The following is a 20,885-nucleotide window of genomic DNA, read 5'->3' as shown; positions in this document are numbered from 1 at the left end:
GCTCGCGCATCAAGCGTTCCCACGACACGAGAGCCATGACCGCCGTCAAGCCACATCACACCCCCGCACCCGTCGTCGTCGACCTGTCGGTCACGGCGCTGCGTGCCCGGTTGCACGACGCGCTCGCGGTGTATGTCGCGGCGATGGACTACCCGCGCGGCACCGAACACCACCGCGCGCCCATGTGGACCGAACACACTTCCCGCGCGGGCTGGCAGGCGGTGGCCGCGGTGATCCCCGACGACTCCGGCTACTTCGATATCCGCACCTCGCCGATCGTGGCGATCGGGTACGGCTACCGGGGCGCGCCGCATCAGTGGTGGCAGCAGCAGGTCTATACGGGGATGCGGCGGTCGAGCTGGCCGGAGCATTCGGCGCGGGAACTGCTGTCGGATTACTTCGAGCTCACCGAATTGCATGTGCACCCGTCGGCGCAGGGCCGTGGCATCGGATCGACGCTGCTGGAGCGGCTGCTGCGGGATCGGCCCGAACGCGCGGTGCTGCTGTCGACACCCGAGGTCGACGCCGAGGACAACCGGGCCTGGCGGCTGTACCGGCGCGCCGGATTCGCCGATGTGGTGCGGCATTTCATCTTCGCCGGTGACACCAGGGAGTTCGCCATCCTGGGCCGGCGGCTGCCGCTGAGCTCGCGATGACGGTGGTCGTGGTCGGTTCCGGCCACAACGCGCTGGTGGCGGCCTGCTATCTGGCGCGGGCCGGGCAGCGGGTCGAAGTGCTCGAGCGCGACGAGGTGCTCGGCGGTGCGGTGTCGACGGTCGAGCGCTTCCCCGGGCATCTGGTCGATCGCGGGTCCTCGGCCCACATCATGATCCGGCACACCGGCATTATCGAAGAGCTGGAGCTGGCGCGCTTCGGGCTGCGCTACATCGACTGCGATCCATGGGGTTTCACGCCCGCGAGCCCGGACGGCCGTGCGCCGATCGTGTTCCATCGCGACCTCGACCGGACCTGCGCGTCGATCGCGGCGGCCTGCGGGGAACGCGACGCCGACGCCTACCGCAGGTTCGTGCGGGACTGGGGCCCACGCAGCGCGCGGGTGATGCGCGCGTTCGGCGGCGGCCCGACGCCGGGGCATCTGCTGCGCTCGTTCTGGGGGCTGGACGCGAGCGCGGGCGGGAGCGCGCTGTCGCACGAATTCCTGCAATCCGGTGACGCGCTGCTGGACGGCCTGTTCGACGACGAGCGGCTCAAGGCGTCGCTGGCCTGGTTCGGCGCGCAGTCCGGACCGCCCATGTCGGAACCGGGGACCGCGCCGATGGTGGGGTTCGCGGCCCTGATGCATACGCTGCCGCCGGGGCGCGCTGTCGGCGGCAGCGGGGCGCTGACCTCGGCGTTGGTGGCGCGGCTGCGCTCCGACGGCGGTGTGGTGACCGGCGGCGACGCGGTGACCGAGGTGCGCCGCGCCGGTGACGGCTGGCGGGTGCGCACTGCGTCCGGGCGCGAACTGGACGCACGCGCCGTCATCGCGGGTACGCACATCCTGACCACGCTGGATCTGCTGGGCGCCGGCGGTTTCGATGCCGCGGCCCTGGCCGACTGGCGCCGCCGGATCCGGGTCGGGCCCGGCATCGGGATGGTGGTGCGCGCGGCGACGAACGCGCTGCCCGCCTACCCGGGCAGTTCGGCGGACGAATCAGCGCGCGGACTGCAATTCCTCGTCTCCGAGCGCGGGCAGCTGCGGGCCGCGCACGGTGCCGCGCTGGCCGGGGCGCTGCCGCCGCGGCCGGTGGTGCTGGCGATGAGTTTCAGTGCGCTGGATCCGAGTATCGCCGCGCCGGGTGAGCAGCAGCTGTCGCTGTGGTCGCAGTGGCATCCGTACCGGCTCGCCGACGGCGGCGACTGGGCCGCGCTCGCCGACGCCGAGGCCGACCGGATCATCGGCGAAGTCGATTCCTACGCACCCGGTTTCGCCGGCTCCGTGCTGCGCCGGTTCGTGCAGACGCCGGCCGATCTCGAGCGCGAGCTCGGATTGCTGGGCGGCAATGTCATGCATGTGGAGATGTCGCTGGACCAGATGATGCTGTGGCGGCCGCTGCCGGAGCTGTCGGGCCAGCGGGTGCCGGGCGCGCCGGGGCTGTATCTGACGGGGGCCTCGACCCATCCCGGCGGCGGCGTGTCCGGGGCCAGCGGCCGCACCGCCGCGCGGCTGGTGCTGCGTGATCAGGGCCGGCTCGCGCGGTTGCTGCGGCGATGAACCGTATCGAGCCCGACTCCGGTCCCGCGAGCGAGGCCGGCCGCGGCGGGGTCGCAGCGGCGGTGTCGGCTGCGCTCGGCCGGCGGCCGGTGGCCGGTGCGCTGGTGCCCGGCGTGCTCGCGGTGGCGTGGGTGCTCAGCCAGATCGCGTATCCGCTGACCAGCGGCGCGGCCCGCGACCGGGTGACGGTGCTGGTGGTGGTGCTGGCGGCCGCGACGGCCTTGACCCACGCCGCCTATACCCGCGGCCCGCGCTACGCCGTCGGCGTCCTGATCATCCTGTCCGGCACGGGCCTGCTCGCCGAGATCATCGGCACCGCCACCGGAATGCCGTTCGGTTGTTACGACTACGCCACCGACCGGCTGGGTCCGGCGCTGGCCGGGGTACCGCTGGTGGTGCCGCTGGCCTGGACGGGCGGGGTGTATCCGATCTGGGTGGTGGCGGGCCAGCTGGCCGGACGGACGTGGTGGCGGATCCCGGTGACCGCCGTCGGCGCGGTCGGCTGGGATCTGTTCCTCGACCCGCAGATGGTCGCCGACGGCCAGTGGAGCTGGTGTGTCACCGACGCGGGACTGCCCGGCGTCGAACACATTCCGCTCACCAACTATCTGGGCTGGCTGCTGGTCGCGACGGCGATGGCGGTGCTGCTCACCGGCTGGGAACGCACGGCGCCGTGGCGGCGCGGCGGGAACGCGGTGCCGGTGGCGGTGTTCGGGTGGACCTGGCTGGGTTCGGCGCTGGCGCACGCGGTGTTCCTTGATCTGCCCGCCTCGGCCTGGTATGGCGCCGCCGCTATGGGACTGCTCGGTGTGCCGCTGCTGGTGCGGTTGGTGCGCGAGCGCGGCGCGGCGGCGCGGCCCGGATCTCGCTGATCGGCGACGAGTTCCGCTCGGGTTCGCCCATGTCGCGACCGGGATCGAGTAGGTTCGGAGCAGTCGGAGACTAGCGACGGCCGGTCCCGGTCGTGGCGCGACGCCCCGGCGCCCGATCGGCTTCGTCGTCCACGATCCGGAGGGAAGATGCAGGTATCGACCGCGGTATGGATCCCGACCCTGATCCTGATCGCCGGACTGCTGCTGTTCGACTACGTCTTCCATGTGCGCAAGGCGCACACCCCCACGCTGCGCGAGGCGGGGATCTGGTCGGCGATCTATGTCGGGATCGCGGTGCTGTTCGGGTTCGGCGTGCTGATCTTCGGCGGTGTGCATATGGGCACCGAGTATTTCGCCGGCTATGTCACCGAGAAGGCGCTGTCGGTGGACAACCTGTTCGTCTTCCTCGTCATCATCGGCAGTTTCCGTGTCCCCCGTGAGTACCAGCAGAAGGTGCTGCTGGTCGGCATCGTGTTCTCGCTGATCGCGCGCACCGGATTCATCTTCTTGGGCGCCTCGCTGATCAACGCCTTCGCCTGGGTGTTCTATCTCTTCGGCGTGCTGCTGCTGGTGACCGCGGGCAATATGCTCGCGCCGGCGGAGACCGAGACCCGCTCGGCGGACAACATCGTGATCCGGGTGGCCAAGAAATGGTTCCGCACCACCCCCGACTACGACGGCGACAAGCTGTTCACCGTGCGCGACGGCAAGCGCATGCTCACCCCGATGCTGCTGGTGATGGTGGCCATCGGCGGCACCGACGTGATGTTCGCCCTCGATTCGATCCCGGCGATCTTCGGCCTCACCCAGAACGTCTACGTGGTGTTCACCGTGACGGCGTTCTCGCTGATGGGGTTGCGGCAGCTGTATTTCCTGATCGACGGCCTGCTCGATCGGCTGATCTACCTGTCGTTCGGGCTGGCCGCCATCCTCGGATTCATCGGCGTCAAGCTGATCCTGCACGCGCTGCACGAGAACAATCTGCCGTTCATCAACAACGGTGATCCGGTGCACGTGCACGAGATCAGTACCGGCGCGTCGCTGCTGGTGATCCTGCTCGTCCTGGTGGTCACCGTGGTGGTGTCGGTGGTGAGTCCGCGCGGGCGCGCCCAGCAGGCGGTGGCCAACGCGCGCAGGCACGCCACCGACTACCTCGACCTCGGCTACACCGCCGACCAGGCCGAACGCGACCGGATCTTCGGGCTGCTGCGCAGCGAGGAACAGCGGCTGCGGGCCCTGCCGGAGAAGTACCGGCGGCGGATCCGGCAGGAGGACGAACTGATGGAACTGCTGCGCCACGCCCATCGCCGCCACGACGAGACGGTCGCCGCGCGCAGCCGGTAGCGAGGCCCACCTGGGACAATCGCGCCGATGCGCGGTGTCGCGTGCGTGGCGCGGCGCGCGCCTGGCACGATGTCACCCGTGCAGCCGAGTCCCGACACCACGACGCCCGACATTCCGGTCACCTCACCGCGTGCGCCCCGCCCCGGGATCCGGGTGACGGCGGCCGTGCTGCTGGCGGCTCTGCTGGTGCCGGTGCTGGCCGGATGCCTGCGGGTGCAGGCGTCGATGGGTGTCTCGTCCAACGACCGGGTCTCCGGCCGGATCGTCGCCGCGGTGATCCCGGCCAACCCCGAGGACAAGGGCCCGCAGCTGAAAGCGCCGGACACGCTGGCCACCAAGATGCGGGTGGAGCCCTACAGCCAGGACGGCTACGTCGGCAGCCAGGTGTTCTTCGACGACCTGAACTTCGGTGAGGTGCAGCAGCTCGGGCAGCTGTCGGAGCAGACCCAGGGCATGTTCCAGTTGCAGTTCCAGCGCACCGGCGACCTGGTCAGCCTCAATGGCCGCGTCGACCTGAAATCGGTGCCGCCGCACGGCTCGGACGTGCAGTTCAGCATCGCCTTCCCGGCCCGCATCGCCAAGACCAACGGCAACCGCGAGGGCGATTCGGTGGTGTCGTGGAAGCTGCCGCCCGGCGACGTCACCAATATCCGGGCCGAGGTGAGCTACGCCGACCCGAATACCCGCTCGTTCGCGGGCTGGGCCGGCATCGTCGGCGGCATCACGCTGGCCGTGGCGGCCGTGGTGGCGGCGATGGCGTACGTCAACCGCAATCCGGCCCCGCCGAACGCTCCGGCTCCGAGCTTCGATCTCGGGCGTTGGTGGCGTGAAGTGCGCAGCAGCAGGTAGGCGTTGCCGCCACTGACCACCCGGGCGGTTCGGGTGGGCACCGGGATCGCGGTCGCGGGATGCGCTGTCGCGATAGGAAATCTGCTGACGATGCGCCGGTTGCGCCCCGGCCCGCCGGTCGGCGAGACCGTGGCAGTCTGTGTCCCGGCACGCGACGAGGCGCAGCGGCTACCGACGTTGATCGCGGATCTGCGCGCACAGACCGGCGTGCCGGGACTGCGGGTGCTGATCCTGGACGACGCCTCGACCGACGGCACCGAGACGGCGGCGCGGCGCGCGGCCGGTGACGATCCGCGCATCACGGTGCTGCGCTGCGATGACGAACCCGAACCGGGCTGGACTGGTAAGGCCGCCGCGTGCGCCCGGCTGGCCGAGGCCGCCGCGGCGACGGGCGCCACGGTGCTGATCTTCGTCGATGCCGACGTGCGGCTGGAACCGCCGGCGATCGCCGCGGCGGTGACCGAATTGCGGGCGCGGCGGTGCGCGCTGGTCTCGCCCTGGCCTCGGCAGCTCGCGCACTCCCCCGCCGAGCGCCTGGTGCAGCCGTTGCTGTGCTGGTCGTGGGCCACGACGCTGCCGGTCGCGCTCGCCGATCGGGGGACGCGCCCGTCGATGGCGGTGGCGTGTGGGCAGTTCCTGGTCTTCGACGCTGCGGCCTACCGCGCCATCGGCGGGCATGCGGCGGTGGCGGGCAGCGTCACCGAGGATCTCGATATCGCCAGGGTGTTGCGGCGTCACGGCTCGCGCACGGCGGTGGTGGCGGGCGGATCGATGGCACGCACCCGCATGTACCGTGACGCCGCCGAACTCGACGCCGGGTATACGCGGTGGCTGTGGTCGGCCTACGGGGGCTCGGCGCTCGGTGGTCTCGCGGTGGGAGCCGTTGCCGCGCTGGCGTATTGGTTGCCGCCGCTCGCCGCGATCGCCGGACGCGGCCGGGTCCGGCGGATCGGTGTGCTCGGCTACGCGGCCGCCGTCGCCGGACGGATCGTGGCGCGCTGCCTCGACACCGGTGAGCGACCGCACCGCGACGACGTCGCTACCGCATTCGCCCATCCCGTGTCGGTCGGCGTCTACCTCGCGCTCTGGGGCCGGTCACGCCGGGCTCGACGAGGCGACGCGCTCGTGTGGAAGGGACGCGCACTCCCGGCGTGAGCGCGAGCGGCGCAACTTCATCTCCGCGGACCACGCGTGCCGCCGGACAAGAGCTGAACTCACCCTGATTACTACCATTGTGCTGCGGTTTCCCTGCGACGCATGATGATTCGGCCCGATCGGAGCGGCCCACCCGCGTCCGGTCCGGCGACACCATCCAGAGCGACCGAGAGACCTGGCTCGCCGACGTCGCAGCAACCCCCCGCCTCGCCGGGTGCGGGTGCTTCTGCCGGGACCGATGGAGGCACACATGATCGAGTCCGCAGGCCGCGGTTCGCGGCGGCGCGCCGGGCTCGGCGGTCGTGTCAGAAAGGACGACGACATGGCCGTATCCGTCAAGGCGGCTTTCGCAGGCACGGTGCTTACCGCCGCCGCCACCCTCGCCGCCTGCGGTTCCGGGACCACCGCGCCGGGGGCCGACGCCGGTCCTCCGCAGCCGGGCGGAGTTCTGCGCTACGGCCTGTCCCAGCCGCCGACCTGCGCCGATCCCGCACAGGCCGGCACCAATCAGACGATCTATGTGGCACGCCAGGTGGTCGACTCGCTGACCGATCAGGATCCGGAGACCGGAGAGCTGCGGCCGTGGCTGGCCACCAGCTGGGAGGTCGCCCCGGACGCGAAGACGTTCACCTTCCACCTCGCCGACGGGGTGAGCTTCAGCGACGGCACGCCCCTGACCGCCGACTCGGTGCGCAACACCTTCGATTCGATCGTGCGCACCCTCGGCGCGGTCAAGGCGCCGCTGGGCAGCAGCTACCTCACCGGCTATGTCGGGACGACGGTGCTGGATCCGTTGACGGCGCGGGTGGAGTTCAGCGCGCCGAATGCCCAATTCCTGCAAGCCTCCTCGACGCCGCAGCTGGGCATTCTCGCCGACGCCACCACTTCCCGGCCCGCCGAGGACCGCTGCGCGGGCGCGGCGACGGTGGGTTCGGGTCCGTTCACCTACGCCGGCTACCGCCAGGACATCTCCGCCACGCTGGTGAAACGCCCCGGCTACCGGTGGGGTTCGGCGGTGTTCGCGCATCAGGGCGAGGCCTACCTCGACCGTATCGAGTTCACCGTGGTGCCCGAATCGGGGGTGCGGACCGGTTCACTGTCCTCGGACCAGCTCGACGCGACCAGCGACGCCCTTCCCCAGGACGCGCCGCAGATCGAGGCGGCCGGCGGCCGGGTACTCAGCACCCCCAATCCGGGTATTCCGTTCGGGTTCCAGCCGAATGTGACCCGTGGGCCGTTGCGTGATCCCGAGGTGCGGCGCGCGCTGCTCACCGCGATCGACCGGCGCGAGCTCGTCGATACCGTGCTCGGGCCGCAGTTCCGTCCGGCGACCAGCGTGCTGGCCTCGAAAACGCCGGGCTATCAGGATCTTTCCCAGGTAGTCGGCTTCGATCCCGACGCCGCGCGGACCACCCTCGACCGGGCCGGCTGGGTGCCGGGCGCGGACGGCATCCGGGTCAAGGACGGGCAGCGCCTCGGTTTCGCGGTGACGTTCAGTCAGGTGTTCGCCGGTAATCAGGCGATCCTCGAACTGATTCAGCAGCAGCTGCGCGCGGTGGGTGTGGATCTCACGCTGGACCTGGTGTCCATCGCCGAGTACACCGCGCGGCAGAACAGCAAGGATTTCGACGCGCTGTACTACAACAGCACCCGCGCCGACGGCGACATCCTGCGCACCGGATTCGGTCTGGACGGCCGCAATTTCAATGTCCGCCCGCCGATCCCCGCGCTCGACGAGGTGCTCACCGCGCAACTGGGTGCGGTGGACGCGCAGGCACGCGCGGCGCTGATCGGGCAGGCCCAGCAGCAGATTCTCGAGCAGGGACTGTGGCTCCCGACCGTCGAGTTGTCGCAGGCCATCGGCGCGGGCCCGGCGGTGCGGGACCTGACGTTCGACGCCTCGGCGCGGTTGCAGTTCTTCGACACCTGGCTGAGCGGGCGCTGATCATGGCGCGATATGTGGTGTTGCGGTGCGTGGCCGCGGTGTGGGTGCTGTGGGCGGCGTTCACCATCTCCTTCGTCGTGCTGTATCTGCTGCCGTCGGATCCGGTGGCCATCGCGGCCGACGGTGGCGGTGCGGGCACACCGGTCGACGCGGCCGCGCTCGCCGAGATGCGCGCCAGGTACGGCCTGGATCAGCCCTTGTGGGAGCAGTATCTGAGTTCGCTGTCGCATGCGGTGCGCGGCGATATCGGCCGCTCCATCGCCACCGGGCAGCCGGTGGCCGAGGCGATCGTGGACGCGCTGCCGTCGACGCTCGCGTTGACCGGGCTGGCCTTGCTGTTCGCTGCGGCGGGCGGGACCGCGCTGGCCTTCGCCGCCACCTACACCCGGCGGCCGTGGCTGCGCGCGACACTCGCGGCGCTGCCGCCGATCGGAGTGTCGATGCCGACGTTCTGGACCGCGCTGATCCTGTTGCAGCTGTTCTCCTTCCGCTGGCAGCTGGTGCCCGCCTTCGGTGGGCTGGTGCTGCCCGCGGTGACGCTGGCGATCCCGATCGGGGCGGTGATCGCGCAGGTGCTGGCCGCCGGGCTGGAATCGACCTGGCGCCAGCCCTTCACCGAGGTCGCACTGGCCAAGGGTGCCTCGCGCTGGTGGGTGCAGCGCAGGCATGTAGCGCGATTGGCGAGCGTGCCCGCGTTCACCATCGCCGGAGTGCTGGTCGGCAATATGCTCGCCGGCTCGGTGGTGGTCGAGACGGTGTTCGCCCGGCCCGGGCTCGGACGGCTCACCCAGACCTCGGTGCTGGCTCAGGACATTCCGGTGGTGCAGGGCATCGTGCTGGTGAGCGCGCTGGCCTTCGTCATCGTCAACCTCGCGGTGGATCTGCTCTATCCCGTGCTGGATCCGCGGATCGCCGGACGGGGTGAGCGGGCGCGCTCGGTGCGCCCGAGTGAGCAGGAGGTCACCGATGTCGCTTGAGCTGCTCGAACGGCCGAAGGCGCCGACGCGGGCGGGAGACGAACCGCCGGTGCCGCCGCGTCGCCGCCGCGCGTGGAATCTGTTGCGCGGCAATCTGGCACTGATTCCGGCGAGCGCGGTGATCGTGCTCGCCGTCGGCTGGGCGCTGGCACCCTCGCTGTTCGCCGGCGGCGACCCCTTGAAGGGTGTTCCGGCGCAGAAATTCCAGCCGCCGAGCGCCGAGCACTGGTTCGGCACCGACAATCTCGGCCGCGACCTGTACACGCGGATGGTGCACGGTGCGGGTCTGTCGCTCACCGCGACCCTGACCGCGGTCGCCATCGCGTTGGTGGCGGGCACACTGCTCGGCCTGCTCGCCGGCGCGCTCGGCGGTGTGGTGGACATGGTCGTCATGCGGGTGGTCGACGTCCTGCTGTCGATTCCCGCGCTGCTGCTGTCGCTGGCGCTGGTGACCGCCCTCGGCTTCGGCACCCGGAATGTGGCCATCGCCGTGGGCGTTTCGCTGATCGCCAACTTCGCCAGGGTGATGCGCTCGGAGGTGCTGCGGGTGCGCCGGGCGGCGTATGTGGAGGCGGCACGCGCGTCGGGGGTGCGCTGGTACACGGTGCTGGCCCGGCACATCCTGCCCAACTCCTATCCCCCGGTGCTCGCGCTGGCCTCGGTCGAGTTCGGCATGGCGGTGCTCGCGGTGTCGGCGCTGAGCTTCCTCGGCTACGGCACCGCACCGCCCACCCCCGAATGGGGATCGCTGATCTCGGAGGGCCGCAACTACCTGGCCACCGCCTGGTGGCTGACGACGCTGCCCGGCCTGGTGATCATCGCCGTCGTCCTGTCCGCCCAGCGCGTGGGTCGCGCCGTCACGAGGAGTGCACACCGATGAGCGACAACGCTGTCGTCGACGTCCTGTCCCCTGCCGACGATCATGACCCGCCCGTCGAGGCCGAGGAACTCCTACGGGTCGAACAATTACGGGTGCGCTACCGCACCGGCGACGGGCCGGTCACCGCTCTCGACGGTGTCTCACTCACGGTGCGCCGGGGTGAGGTCGTCGCGCTCGTGGGCGAATCCGGTTCGGGCAAGTCGACGCTGGCGCATGCGGTGATAGGGCTGCTCGGTGAGACCGCCGACATCGCCGACGGCTCGGTCACCTTCGCCGGACAGCCGGTGGATTTCGGATCCGAGCAGGCGCTGCGCCGGTTGCGGGGGCTCCAGGTCGGGTTCGTGCCGCAGGACCCCGGCCTGTCGCTCAACCCGGTGCGCCGCATCGGCGATCAGGTGGCCGAGGCGCTGCGGGTGCACCGGCTCGACGACCGTGGCGGTGCGCTGGAGCGGGCGACGGCCCTGCTGGCGGAGGTGGGGCTGGACCGGCCGCAGTTGCGGGCCACCCAGTACCCGCACGAATTGTCCGGTGGACAACGTCAGCGCGTGCTGATCGCCATCGCCCTGGCCTGCGGACCGGATCTGATCATCGCCGACGAACCGACCAGCGCGCTGGACGCCACCGTCGCGCGCCGGGTGCTGGACCGGCTGGCCGAACGCATCGCCGCGCGCGGGACGGCGGTGCTGCTGATCACCCACGATCTCGCGATGGCCGCCGAACGTGCCGACCGGCTGGTGGTGCTGCGCAACGGCACCGTCGTCGAATCCGGGCGCACCGCCGAGGTTCTCGGCAATCCCCGGCATCCGTACACGCGGCAACTGCTGGCCGCCGCGCCCGCCCTCACCGCCGACCGGGTGGTGCGACCGGCCACCGCGCTCGACGGCGGCCCGCTGCTCACCGTCCGCGAGGTGCACAAGCTGTTCCGCGCCGGAGCCGGCAGCACCGTCACCGCGGTGGCCGGGGTCGGCTTCGAACTCGGTCGCGGCGAAACGCTGGCGCTGGTCGGCGAATCGGGCTCGGGTAAGTCGACCACCGCGCGCATCGCGGTACGGCTGACCGACCCCGATCGCGGCGAGGTCGTCTTCGACGGCGAGCCACTGACCCGCGCCCGCGCCGGGCAGCTGCGGGCGCTGCGGCGGCGGTTCCAGATCGTCTACCAGAACCCCTACTCGTCGCTGGATCCGCGGCTGCGCGTCGGGTCGGTGATCGAGGAGCCGTTGCGCGCCTACGGCATCGGCAACCGCAAGGCCAGGGCGCAGCGGGTGGCCGAGCTGCTCGAGCAGGTGGCGCTGCCCGCCGGATGCGCGCGGCGGCGGCCGGCCGAACTCTCGGGCGGGCAACGTCAGCGGGTGGCGATCGCCCGTGCCCTGGCGCTGCGGCCGGAGCTGCTGGTGCTCGACGAACCGGTCTCCGCGCTCGATGCCTCGGTGCAGGCCCAGATCCTGGAACTGCTCGACGATCTGCAACAGCAGCTGCGCCTGAGCTACCTGTTCATCTCCCACGACCTGGCGGTGGTGCGCCGCATCAGCGACCGGGTGGCGGTGATGCGGTACGGGCGCATCGTCGAAACCGGCACCACCGCGGAGATTTTCGACAACCCCCAGCACGACTACACCCGCGAGCTGCTCGCTGCCATCCCGAAACCGTCGGTCACGCTGCGCCTACCGGCCGACGACCCGTCATGACGGCGCTCGACACCGCCCGTCCAAACACACCGAGGAGACCTCCGATGACCACCAGCCTCACCACCTTCGCCACCGACTGGGCCGCCTGGCACGCCGAACGCGAACACACCCTGCGCGACCCGCTCGGCTTCCTCAGCCTCACCGCACTGCACTGGCTCACCGACCGGCCCGAACAACTGCCGGGCGTGCCCGGCACCTGGTGGGTGATCGAGGACCGGGTGTTCGTCACCGCCAAACCCGCCGACCGGCTCGACCACGACGGCGAGCGCATCGCCGGCGTGCACATCGTCGTCGCCGAGGAAGGGGCGCCGGGCGTGCTCATCCGGCACGAGGACCGGGTGCTCGAAGTGATCCGGCGCAGCGGGCAGTCCGCCGTGCGGGTGCACGATCCGGCCGCCCCGACCTTGGCCGCCTTCACCGGGGTGCCTGCCTACGCGCCGGACGAACGGTGGGTGCTGCGGGGGCGGTTCGAAGCGTTCGGCGAGGCGACGACCGTCATCACGGGCGCGGTGGTGGCGGGGCTCGAACACCATCACCATGCCGCCGGCGTCATCGAATTCACCGTCGGCTCGGTGACCGAACGGGTCGTCGCCTTCGGCACCCCGGAGGCGCTGCGGGTGCTGTTCACCGACGCCACCAGCGGCATCACCACCTATCCGGCGGCCCGCCTGCTGGATGCCGGCGCGGTGGACGACGACGGCACCGTGCTGCTCGACTTCAACCGCGCGACCAACCTGCCCTGCGCGTTCACCGACTACGCGACCTGCCCGGTGGCGCCCGCGCAGAACCGGCTGCGGGTGGCGATCGAAGCGGGCGAACAGGATCCGCGGCTTCCGGCGGCGGAGCACCGGGCATGACGGTTCCGCTCTCGGTCCTCGATCTGGCGCCCATCAGCGCCGGATCGAGTCCGCAGCAGGCGCTGCGCAATACCGTCGAGCTGGCCCGGCGCGCCGAGGAATGGGGCTATCGCCGGTTCTGGCTGGCCGAACATCATTTCGCGCGGGTGGCCAGTTCGGCCTCGATCACCCTGATCGGGCAGGTCGCCGCGGCCACCACGCGGATCCGGGTCGGTGCGGCGGCGGTCCAGGTGGGCTATCACACCTCGATCTCCATCGTCGAGGGCTTCGGCACCATCGACGCGCTGCATCCGGGACGGCTCGACCTCGGGCTCGGCCGCTCCGGGCACCGCAGCAGGCAATTCGGCGCCGAATCCGTGCGGGCCCGCCATGTCCGGCCGCGCGACGACACCGTGCGCGGCCGCACCGAGGTGCGCGACGGGGTGGTGGTCCCGCCCCGTTCGATCCGCTGCGCATCGCCGACCCGTCGAAATTCCTTGCCGGACAACGGGCCCTGTACCAGCAGGGCGCCCAACCTGCGGAATTCGCCGATCAGGTGGCCGAGATCCGGGCCCTGCTCGACGGAAGCTACGTCGACGCCGAGGGCATCGCCCTGCACGCCGTGCCGGGCGAGGGCGCGCAGGTGCAACTGTGGGTGTTCGGCAGTACGGCCGGGGCCAGCGCGGAATTGGCCGGTCGGCTCGGACTGCCGTTCGCGGCCGCCTATCACGTCTCTCCCGGTACCGCGCTGGACGCGGTGGCGGCCTACCGTGCGGCCTTCCGGCCGTCGCAGGTGCTGGCCGAGCCGTACGTGGTGGTGTCAGCGGATGTCGTGGTCGCCGCCGACGACGCCACCGCCGAACGGCTGGCCGCACCGTACGGGCACTGGGTGCACAGCATCCGCAGCGGCGCGGGCGCCGCCGACTTCGCCGATCCGGCGACGCTGACCCCGCTCACCCCCGATCAGCGCAGGCTGGTCGAGGACCGGCTGGCCACCCAGCTGGTCGGCTCACCGGACACCGTGGTGCGCCGGCTCGCGGCTCTCCAGCGGGTGAGCGGCGCGGATGAACTGCTGGTCACCGGCATCACCCACGATCACCGTGACCGGCTGGAATCGCATCGGTTACTCGCCGAAGCCTGGGGACTGCGGCAGAGCCGGGCCGCCTGAACTGCGCGTTCGCGCGTCGGCGTGGACTCAGGCGCTGATCGGCGCGGCGGTGACGCCGTAGCCGAGGTTGGTGAGCACCTCGCCGGTCGCCTTGGCGAAGTTCAGGGTGATGAAATGCAGGCAGGGCGCGCCCTCGTCGATGAGACGCTGCCCCATCTCGGTGGCGATCTCGATACCCACCGCGCGCACGGCCGCCGCGTCTTCCTCGGAGCCGTTGCCCGCGGCCCGCTCCAGCCGTTCGATCACCGCGCGCGGCAGCGGCCGGCCGCACAGCTCCTCGGCGCGCTTGACGGTGCGCAGCGAGGTGATGGGCATCAGCTCCGGAATGATCGGCTTGGCGCCCTCGACCGGGTCCATGGCGATCAGGCGATCACGCAGCCGCAGATAGTGCTCGACGTCGAAGAACATCTGGGTGATCGAATACTCCGCGCCCGCACGCAGTTTCGCCGCCAGGAACCGGGTGTCGTGGTCGAGGTCGGGCGAGCGGTGATGGCCCTGCGGGAACGAGGCGACCCCGACGTGGAAATCGCCGAGATCGCGCACGATGCGCACCAGCTCCTCAGCGTATTCGACGCCCTCGGGATGCTTGTGCCATTCGCCGAGCGGATCGCCCGGCGGATCGCCGCGCAGAACCAGGATATTGCGGATGCCGGAGTCGGCGTAGGCGCCGACCAGCGACCGCAGCTCCGCGACGCTGTGCCCGACCGCGGTGAGATGGGCCACCGGCAGCAGCGTGGTCTCCCCGGCCAGCTCGCCGGTCACCCGCACGGTGCGGTCCTTGGTGGACCCGCCCGCGCCGTAGGTCATCGACACGAACGCCGGATGCATGCGCTCGAAGGTGCGCACCGCACGCCACAGCCTCGCCTCACCGGCGGCGTCACGGGGCGGATTGAACTCGACAGAGAAGGGCACCGCTCGGCTCGAGTGCAGCCGCAAACTATGCACGACCGACGGCGTCCCCGAGACGATCGGTGGTGCCGAGGACGGCCGGCCAGGGGTCGAACGTCCCCGCACGTTGTCGAAAGTCACCGGTTCAGTGTAGAGGTGGGCGGCCTGCGGGCCGGAGCGTCGTCGGACCGGACGCGTATTGTTCGAGCCATGAGCGGGTGCACCGCCGTGGCCGCCGAGTGCGGGGGCCTGGGTGCCATCCGCCGAGCCGACCCCTTCCCCGGACATCCTTGGAGGTCATCCTGTCCGCCGGACCCGGTACCCCGACCAGGCCGAGCCCGACCTCGGCGACCCCTGGGACGCCTGCCTTCGCCGCCGCCGTGGAACAGGCGCTGACCTCGTTCTTCGCCACCCGCCGCGAGACCGTCGGCGAGCTGGGGCCGATCTTCGTCGACGCCGCCGACGCGCTGGAATCGTTCGTGCTGCGCGGCGGCAAACGCACCAGGCCCGGCTTCGCCTGGACCGGCTGGCTCGGCGCCGGGGGCGACACCGAGGGACCGGACGCGCCCGCCGTGCTCAATGCCTGTGCCGCGCTGGAGCTGGTGCAGGCGTGCGCGCTCATCCACGACGACATCATCGACGCCTCCCGCACCCGGCGCCGCTTCCCCACCGTGCACGTCGACTTCGAACAGCGTCACCGCGACCGCGGCTGGGCCGGCGACGCGCCCCGCTTCGGCACCGGCGTGGCCATCCTCATCGGCGATCTGGCCCTGGCCTGGGCCGATGACATGGTGCACGCCTCCGGCCTCGACCCGCGGGCCGTGGCCCGCTTCGCCACCGTCTGGGCGAAGATGCGCACCGAGGTGCTCGGCGGGCAGCTGCTCGACATCCACGGCGAGGCCAGCGGCGACGAATCGGTGGCCGCGGCGCTGCGCATCAACCGGTACAAGACCGCCGCCTACACCGTCGAGCGGCCGCTGCACCTGGGGGCCGCCCTCGCCGACGCCGGGCCCGAGCTGGTGCGCTCCTACCGCGACTTCGGCACCGATATCGGCATCGCGTTCCAGCTGCGTGACGACCTGCTCGGCGTCTTCGGTGATCCCTCGGTCACCGGCAAGCCCTCCGGTGACGATCTGCGCGAGGGCAAGCGCACGGTGCTCATCGCCGAGGCGCTGGCCCGTGGTGATGCGTCCGATCCGGCCGCCGCCGAACTGCTGCGCAGCAAGGTCGGCACCGATCTCAGCGGCTCCGACGTCGACCAACTGCGTGAGGTACTGGTGCGCCTCGGCGCCGTCGACGCGGTCGAAGCCCGCATCGCCGAGCTGACCGAGCGCGCCCTGGCCGCCATCGACTCCAGCTCGGCCACCGCCGCCGCGAAAGATCACCTGCACGCCATGGCGCTGGCCGCCACCCGCCGCACGGCATGAGCGGCCGACCGCGCGCCGAGGACCGACCGATGAGAACCGTGACCGGACCGACCGATCAGGTCGTCGTGATCGGCGCCGGACTGTCCGGCCTGGCCGCGGCGCTATACCTCACCGGCGCCGGACACAAGGTCACCGTGCTGGAGCGCGCCGACCACGTCGGCGGGCGGGTCGGGCGCTACCGGTTCGACGACTATGAGATCGACTCCGGGGCAACAGTGTTGACGCTGCCCGAGCTGATCGACGACGCACTCGCCGCGGTGGGACACGACCGCGATTCTCTCGCCACGCCGCTGCGCATCCACCGGCTCGCCCCGTCGTATCACGCGCGCTTCGCCGACGGCTCCGATATCCGGGTGTTCGCCGACCCGGACGAGATGGCGGCGGAGGTGGCGCGGACCTGTGGCCCCGGCGAGGCCGGACGCTACCGCCGGCTGCGCGACTGGCTGGCCCGGATCTACCGCGCCGAATTCGGCGAGTTCATGGACACCAACTTCGACTCGCCGCTGGACATGGTGCGGTTGCCGGGCAAACGCGCCGCACTGCTGGAGCTGGTACGCCTCGGCGGGTTCGGCCGGCTCGGGCCACGGGTGCGCGGATTCCTCCGCGACCCACGGCTGACCAGGCTGTTCACCTTCCAGGCACTGTATGCGGGCATGCCGCCGAACCGGGCGCTGGCCGTCTACGGGGCGATCCCGCATATGGACACCTCGCTCGGGGTGTACTTCCCCGAGGGCGGGATGCGCGCGGTCGCCGAGACGATGGCCGAGGCCCTGGTCGCGGCCGGTGGGCGGCTGGAACTCGGGGCCGAGGTCACCGGCATCGACTACGCGGAACGCCGGGCCCGCCGGGTGCGGCTGGCCGACGGGACTTCCCGCGACTGCGATGCGCTGGTCGTCACCGCCGACCTGGGCGATATCGAACGCTTCGGGCTGCGCCGCAGGCGCGGACTGCGGGCATCACCGTCGGCGGTCGTCGCCCACGGCACCATCCCGGCCGGCATCGCCGCGAACTGGCCGATCCAGGCCCACCACACCATCGACTTCGGCGCCGCCTGGGAACGCACCTTCGCCGAGATCGCCGCACCGCGCGGCGGCCGGTTGATGAGCGACCCCTCGCTGCTGCTGACCAGGCCCGCGCTCTCCGATCCCGGCCTGTACCTCGATCGCGCCGACGGCCGGTACGAGCCTTTCTCGCTGCTGGCGCCGTGCCCGAACCTGGATTCGGCGCCACTGGACTGGGCGAACCTCGGCCCGGCCTACCTGCGCGAGCTGCTCGGTGTGCTCGAGCGGCGTGGCTACCGCGGCATCGCCGAACATTTCCGGCTCGACCACCTCGACACCCCGCACACCTGGCTGGAGCAGGGCATGCTCGGTGGCACGCCGTTCTCCGCGGCCCATCTTTTCCGCCAGACCGGACCGTTCCGGCCGCGTAATCTGCCCCGCGGCAGCGACAACGTGGTTATCGCCGGTTGCGGCACTACGCCGGGCGTCGGCGTACCGACCGCCCTGCTGTCGGGAAAACTCGCGGCAAACCGGATAATCGGGACACCGGAACGGCGCGAAGACGAAACCCCGCGCACCATCGGGACAGCCCCGCGCGAACAAGCCGTAAACTAAGCGCCGACCTATCAGCTCGCGGTTGCGACCGCCGACCAACCCGGGGGGAACGACACCACATGCCACCCCCGGAAACGACTGCCCACGTGACTACCCCGGCGCAGGCCACCGTGTCCCCGACACCCGCGGCTCGATCCCCGAAACCCACCACAGCACCGGCCGCGGGCAGTCCGCAGACGCTGCTGACGTGGCTACGCACCTCCGCCGACTTCGCCCGCAGCCCCGAGGGCCATGCGGCGCTGCTCGGCCTGGTCGGCGCGATCATGATCACCTTCGGCGGTTTCGGCGCGGGCGCGGTACGCAAACGCGATCCGCTGCTGGAAGCGATGCACCTGTCCTGGCTGCGTTTCGGGCACGGTTACGCGCTGTCGACGATCTTCGTCTGGATCGGCGTGCTGCTGATGATCACCGCCTGGGTGCGGCTGGGCCGGGCCACGCTCGGTCGCGGCAACTACTCCGGCGCGGGCGTCACCTTGAACGAGCTGCGCGCGATCGTGTGCATCTGGGTGACGCCGATGCTGTTCGCGGTGCCGATGTTCAGCCAGGACGCCTACTCGTATCTGGCGCAGGGTGCGCTGCTGCGCGACGGCTTCGACCCGTACAAGGTGGGCCCGGTCGCCAATCCGGGTGTGCTGCTGGACAACGTCAGCCCGGTCTGGACCACCACCACCGCACCGTATGGACCGATCTTCCTGCTGATCGGCCGGGCCATCACCACCGTCACCGACGACAACGTCGTCGCGGGCACCATCGCACTGCGGCTGGTCATGCTGCCGGGCCTGGCGCTGATGATGTGGGCCATCCCGTACCTGACCAAACACCTCGGCGGTAAACCCACCGTCGCGCTGTGGCTGGCGGTGCTCAACCCGCTGGTGCTGATCCACCTCATCGGCGGTGTGCACAACGAGGTGCTGATGGTCGGCCTGATGTGCGCCGGTATCGCGCTGGTGCTCGAGCGCAGGCATGTGCTCGGCATCGTCGTCGTCGCGATCGCGGTCGCCATCAAGGCCACCGCCGGTGTCGCGCTGCCCTTCCTGGTGTGGATCTGGATGCTGCACGAACGCGAGCGGCGTGCCGAGCTGGCGACGAAGGAATCCGAGGCGGCGCTGCCGCATCCCACGCTGTTGTTCGCCAAGATCGCCGGGCTCGGGCTGTGCGTATTCGCGGCGGTGTTCGCGCTCGCGTCCGCCGCGGCCGGCGTCGGCATCGGCTGGCTGACGGCACTGTCCGGCTCGAAGAAGATCATCAACTGGCTGTCGCTGCCGACCATCATGGCGCACTGCATGACCTGGATCGGCCCGCTGCCGTTCGACCCGGTGCTCACCGTGACACGCGCGCTGTGCGCGGCGGCGCTGGTGGCGATCCTGGCCTGGACCTGGTGGCGGTTCCGGCACAGCGAACGCGAGGCCGTGCTCGGCATCCTGATCGCGTTCGTCGCCATCGTCATCCTGTCGCCGGCCGCGCTGCCCTGGTACTACTCGTGGCCGCTGGCGCTGGCCGCCGCCTTCGCACTGTCCACCAGGACATTGATGGTGCTGGTGGGTCTGTGCACCTGGTTGATGCTGGTATTCCAGCCCGGCGGCTCGATCGGGCTGTACAACTTCTGGCATGTGGCCGCGGCGACCTTCGCTGCGGTGGTGGCGGCGCTGTCGCTGCGCACGGTCGACCCGCTGCGGTTGCGCAGTACTCGCGCGGTCGCGGGCCCGGCGGTTCCCTCGCCGGCCGATCCCGTCATCCATGACCGGCGCTGAGACCGGGCTCGACCTCACCGCCGGACCTGCCGAGCGCACGACCGATCGGCTGCGGCCCGCCGATGCCACCGAACTCGCCGAGGCGTACCGGCTGTGCCTGCGCATCGCCGCCGAACACGGCCGGACCTACTTCCTGGCGACCCGGCTGCTGTCGGCCTCGCAGCGTCCCGCGGTGCACGCGCTGTACGCGTTCGCGCGGATGGTGGACGACATCGTCGACTGCGCACCGGACGCCACGGCGGCGTGCTCGCGGCAACCGGCCGGCCACACGCGCACCACCGGCGCCAGGCTCGCCGCTCAGATCGATCGCATCGAGGAACAGCTCAGGGCGGCACTGGCTCCCGGCGCCGCGGCGCGACCGGCGACCGGCGTGACGACAGACCAGCGCCGCGACGCGATCCTGCTCGCGCTCACCGACACCATCCGGCGTTACGGCATTGCGGCCGAACACTTCTGGACCTTCCTGCACTGCATGCGCATGGACATCCCCGGCACGCCGCGGTTCCGGAACCGGTACGCCGATATGGCCGAGCTGAACGAGTACATGCGGGGTTCGGCGGCGGCGATCGGGCTGCAACTGCTGCCGGTGCTCGGCACGGTCGTCCCGGTCGCCGAGGCCGAACCGGCGGCCGCCGCACTGGGTAATGCCTTCCAGCTCACCAATTTCCTGCGCGATATCGGCGAGGACCTCGATCGCGGCCGGGTCTATCTGCCCACCGACGAGCTCGCCGCCTTCGGTGTGGACGACGAGCTGCTGGCCGAGTGCCGCCGCAGCGGCCGCACCGATCGACGGGTGCGGCGGGCGCTGGCGCATCTCATCGCCGTCAACCGCGATCTCTACCGCAGCGCCGCACCGGGCATCGAACTGCTCGCCCCGCGAGTCCGTCCGGCGATCCGCACCGCCGCCACCCTGTACGGCGCGATCCTGGAACAGATCGAGGACGGTGATTTCGCGGTCTTCGACCGGCGCGCTGTCGTGCCGGTGCACCGCAAGCTGCGCGTCGCCGCCGGCGCCTACCTGACCGGCCGCTACACCGGACGCACAGCGCGCGCCTCGGGCCCCCGGCGCGCCTCCTCCACGTCGAATTCGACTTCCTGACCGGCCTCCAGCGACCGGAAGCCCTCGCCGAGGATCACCGAGTACTCGACGAACACATCCGCGCCGCCGGGGCGGGCGATGAACCCGAACCCTTTCTCACGGTCGAACCATCGCACGGTGCCACGCACCATCGGCCATTTCCTCCTCGAACACCGTCCCCGGCCCTACTCGGTACATC

At 71.1% G+C, this 20,885-nt stretch carries 17 protein-coding genes, 1 pseudogene and 1 riboswitch; of the genes and pseudogenes, 16 read left to right on the top strand and 2 right to left on the bottom strand.

Annotated features, from left to right (window positions below; all coding sequences use genetic code 11):
• The first annotated feature begins 35 nt into the window (after window positions 1-35).
• From FEK34_RS05000 to FEK34_RS04945, 12 genes and pseudogenes are all read left to right on the top strand, one after another.
• Window positions 36-656 carry a GNAT family N-acetyltransferase gene (locus FEK34_RS05000; RefSeq protein WP_138446656.1) on the top strand — a complete coding sequence of 207 codons (621 nt, stop codon included), beginning with the start codon at window positions 36-38 and terminating at the stop codon, window positions 654-656.
• On the top strand, window positions 653-2,215 hold the full coding sequence (locus FEK34_RS04995) for a phytoene desaturase family protein (protein WP_138446655.1): 1,563 nt from the start codon (window positions 653-655) through the stop codon (window positions 2,213-2,215). The genes FEK34_RS05000 and FEK34_RS04995 overlap by 4 nt, the downstream gene beginning before the upstream one ends.
• Window positions 2,212-3,087: a carotenoid biosynthesis protein gene (locus tag FEK34_RS04990; RefSeq protein ID WP_138446654.1), complete on the top strand. Its 876-nt coding sequence runs from the start codon at window positions 2,212-2,214 to the stop codon at window positions 3,085-3,087. The genes FEK34_RS04995 and FEK34_RS04990 overlap by 4 nt, the downstream gene beginning before the upstream one ends.
• Before the next feature lie 147 nt (window positions 3,088-3,234).
• Entirely contained in the window at window positions 3,235-4,431 is a 1,197-nt protein-coding gene (locus tag FEK34_RS04985; RefSeq protein WP_138446653.1) for a TerC family protein, read from the top strand.
• A gap of 69 nt (window positions 4,432-4,500) precedes the next feature.
• The gene (locus tag FEK34_RS04980) at window positions 4,501-5,280 is read left to right on the top strand and encodes an LppM family (lipo)protein (protein ID WP_432760930.1); all 780 of its coding nucleotides are present in this window, start codon (window positions 4,501-4,503) and stop codon (window positions 5,278-5,280) included.
• Window positions 5,281-5,283: 3 nt separating this feature from the next.
• Entirely contained in the window at window positions 5,284-6,435 is a 1,152-nt protein-coding gene (locus FEK34_RS04975; protein ID WP_432760926.1) for a glycosyltransferase, read from the top strand.
• Window positions 6,436-6,585: 150 nt separating this feature from the next.
• Window positions 6,586-6,680, top strand: a riboswitch (SAM riboswitch).
• Window positions 6,681-6,757: 77 nt separating this feature from the next.
• Entirely contained in the window at window positions 6,758-8,380 is a 1,623-nt protein-coding gene (locus tag FEK34_RS04970; protein WP_171048048.1) for an ABC transporter substrate-binding protein, read from the top strand.
• 2 nt (window positions 8,381-8,382) lie between these two features.
• Complete coding sequence (locus tag FEK34_RS04965) at window positions 8,383-9,357, top strand: ABC transporter permease (protein WP_138446651.1); 975 nt, start codon at window positions 8,383-8,385, stop codon at window positions 9,355-9,357.
• On the top strand, window positions 9,347-10,237 hold the full coding sequence (locus tag FEK34_RS04960; protein ID WP_138446650.1) for an ABC transporter permease: 891 nt from the start codon (window positions 9,347-9,349) through the stop codon (window positions 10,235-10,237). The genes FEK34_RS04965 and FEK34_RS04960 overlap by 11 nt, the downstream gene beginning before the upstream one ends.
• Window positions 10,234-11,922: a dipeptide ABC transporter ATP-binding protein gene (locus FEK34_RS04955; RefSeq protein WP_138446649.1), complete on the top strand. Its 1,689-nt coding sequence runs from the start codon at window positions 10,234-10,236 to the stop codon at window positions 11,920-11,922. The genes FEK34_RS04960 and FEK34_RS04955 overlap by 4 nt, the downstream gene beginning before the upstream one ends.
• 44 nt (window positions 11,923-11,966) lie before the next feature.
• Window positions 11,967-12,779, top strand: coding sequence for a DUF1684 domain-containing protein (locus FEK34_RS04950; RefSeq protein ID WP_138446648.1), 813 nt, complete (start codon window positions 11,967-11,969; stop codon window positions 12,777-12,779).
• Window positions 12,776-13,926: pseudogene (locus FEK34_RS04945) on the top strand (LLM class flavin-dependent oxidoreductase). The gene FEK34_RS04950 and the pseudogene FEK34_RS04945 overlap by 4 nt, the downstream one beginning before the upstream one ends.
• A gap of 27 nt (window positions 13,927-13,953) precedes the next feature.
• Here the strand turns inward: FEK34_RS04945 and FEK34_RS04940 are convergent.
• On the bottom strand, window positions 13,954-14,895 hold the full coding sequence (locus FEK34_RS04940; protein WP_212748714.1) for a methylenetetrahydrofolate reductase: 942 nt from the start codon (window positions 14,893-14,895) through the stop codon (window positions 13,954-13,956).
• A 209-nt stretch (window positions 14,896-15,104) separates the two neighbouring features.
• Here FEK34_RS04940 and FEK34_RS04935 point away from each other — a divergent pair, with 209 nt between their 5' ends.
• From FEK34_RS04935 to FEK34_RS04920, 4 genes are read left to right on the top strand one after another with little or no spacing between them, the layout of a single operon-like run.
• Window positions 15,105-16,241, top strand: a complete 1,137-nt coding sequence (locus FEK34_RS04935; protein ID WP_138446646.1) for a polyprenyl synthetase family protein — start codon at window positions 15,105-15,107, stop codon at window positions 16,239-16,241.
• Between the two features lie 29 nt (window positions 16,242-16,270).
• Window positions 16,271-17,857 carry a phytoene desaturase family protein gene (gene crtI / locus FEK34_RS04930; protein ID WP_138446645.1) on the top strand — a complete coding sequence of 529 codons (1,587 nt, stop codon included), beginning with the start codon at window positions 16,271-16,273 and terminating at the stop codon, window positions 17,855-17,857.
• 59 nt (window positions 17,858-17,916) lie between these two features.
• A complete protein-coding gene (locus FEK34_RS04925; RefSeq protein ID WP_138446644.1) occupies window positions 17,917-19,608 on the top strand; it encodes an alpha-(1->6)-mannopyranosyltransferase A in 1,692 nt (563 codons plus the stop codon).
• Window positions 19,595-20,707, top strand: coding sequence for a phytoene/squalene synthase family protein (locus tag FEK34_RS04920; RefSeq protein WP_171048047.1), 1,113 nt, complete (start codon window positions 19,595-19,597; stop codon window positions 20,705-20,707). Before FEK34_RS04925 ends, FEK34_RS04920 begins: the two co-directional genes overlap by 14 nt.
• On the opposite strand, the gene FEK34_RS04915 is transcribed toward FEK34_RS04920, so the two are convergent.
• The gene (locus FEK34_RS04915; RefSeq protein WP_014350101.1) at window positions 20,638-20,838 is read right to left on the bottom strand and encodes a cold-shock protein; all 201 of its coding nucleotides are present in this window, start codon (window positions 20,836-20,838) and stop codon (window positions 20,638-20,640) included. The genes FEK34_RS04920 and FEK34_RS04915 overlap by 70 nt on opposite strands.
• Window positions 20,839-20,885 lie beyond the last annotated feature (47 nt).

The organism is Nocardia cyriacigeorgica (assembly GCF_005863245.1).
Classification (GTDB): domain Bacteria; phylum Actinomycetota; class Actinomycetes; order Mycobacteriales; family Mycobacteriaceae; genus Nocardia; species Nocardia cyriacigeorgica_C.
The sequence above is the reverse complement of the archived record's forward strand: the minus strand, read 5'-3'. Positions and strand labels throughout refer to the sequence as shown.

Coding starts and splice junctions, on each gene's coding strand:
- FEK34_RS04990 (WP_138446654.1), top strand. CDS start 2,212: ATGAACCGTATCGAGCCCGACTCCGGTCCCGCGAGCGAGGCCGGCCGC.
- FEK34_RS04980 (WP_432760930.1), top strand. CDS start 4,501: ATGTCACCCGTGCAGCCGAGTCCCGACACCACGACGCCCGACATTCCG.
- FEK34_RS04960 (WP_138446650.1), top strand. CDS start 9,347: ATGTCGCTTGAGCTGCTCGAACGGCCGAAGGCGCCGACGCGGGCGGGA.
- FEK34_RS04920 (WP_171048047.1), top strand. CDS start 19,595: ATGACCGGCGCTGAGACCGGGCTCGACCTCACCGCCGGACCTGCCGAG.
- FEK34_RS04950 (WP_138446648.1), top strand. CDS start 11,967: ATGACCACCAGCCTCACCACCTTCGCCACCGACTGGGCCGCCTGGCAC.
- FEK34_RS04955 (WP_138446649.1), top strand. CDS start 10,234: ATGAGCGACAACGCTGTCGTCGACGTCCTGTCCCCTGCCGACGATCAT.
- FEK34_RS04985 (WP_138446653.1), top strand. CDS start 3,235: ATGCAGGTATCGACCGCGGTATGGATCCCGACCCTGATCCTGATCGCC.
- FEK34_RS05000 (WP_138446656.1), top strand. CDS start 36: ATGACCGCCGTCAAGCCACATCACACCCCCGCACCCGTCGTCGTCGAC.
- FEK34_RS04970 (WP_171048048.1), top strand. CDS start 6,758: ATGGCCGTATCCGTCAAGGCGGCTTTCGCAGGCACGGTGCTTACCGCC.
- crtI (WP_138446645.1), top strand. CDS start 16,271: ATGAGAACCGTGACCGGACCGACCGATCAGGTCGTCGTGATCGGCGCC.
- FEK34_RS04915 (WP_014350101.1), bottom strand. CDS start 20,838: ATGGTGCGTGGCACCGTGCGATGGTTCGACCGTGAGAAAGGGTTCGGG.
- FEK34_RS04995 (WP_138446655.1), top strand. CDS start 653: ATGACGGTGGTCGTGGTCGGTTCCGGCCACAACGCGCTGGTGGCGGCC.
- FEK34_RS04965 (WP_138446651.1), top strand. CDS start 8,383: ATGGCGCGATATGTGGTGTTGCGGTGCGTGGCCGCGGTGTGGGTGCTG.
- FEK34_RS04925 (WP_138446644.1), top strand. CDS start 17,917: ATGCCACCCCCGGAAACGACTGCCCACGTGACTACCCCGGCGCAGGCC.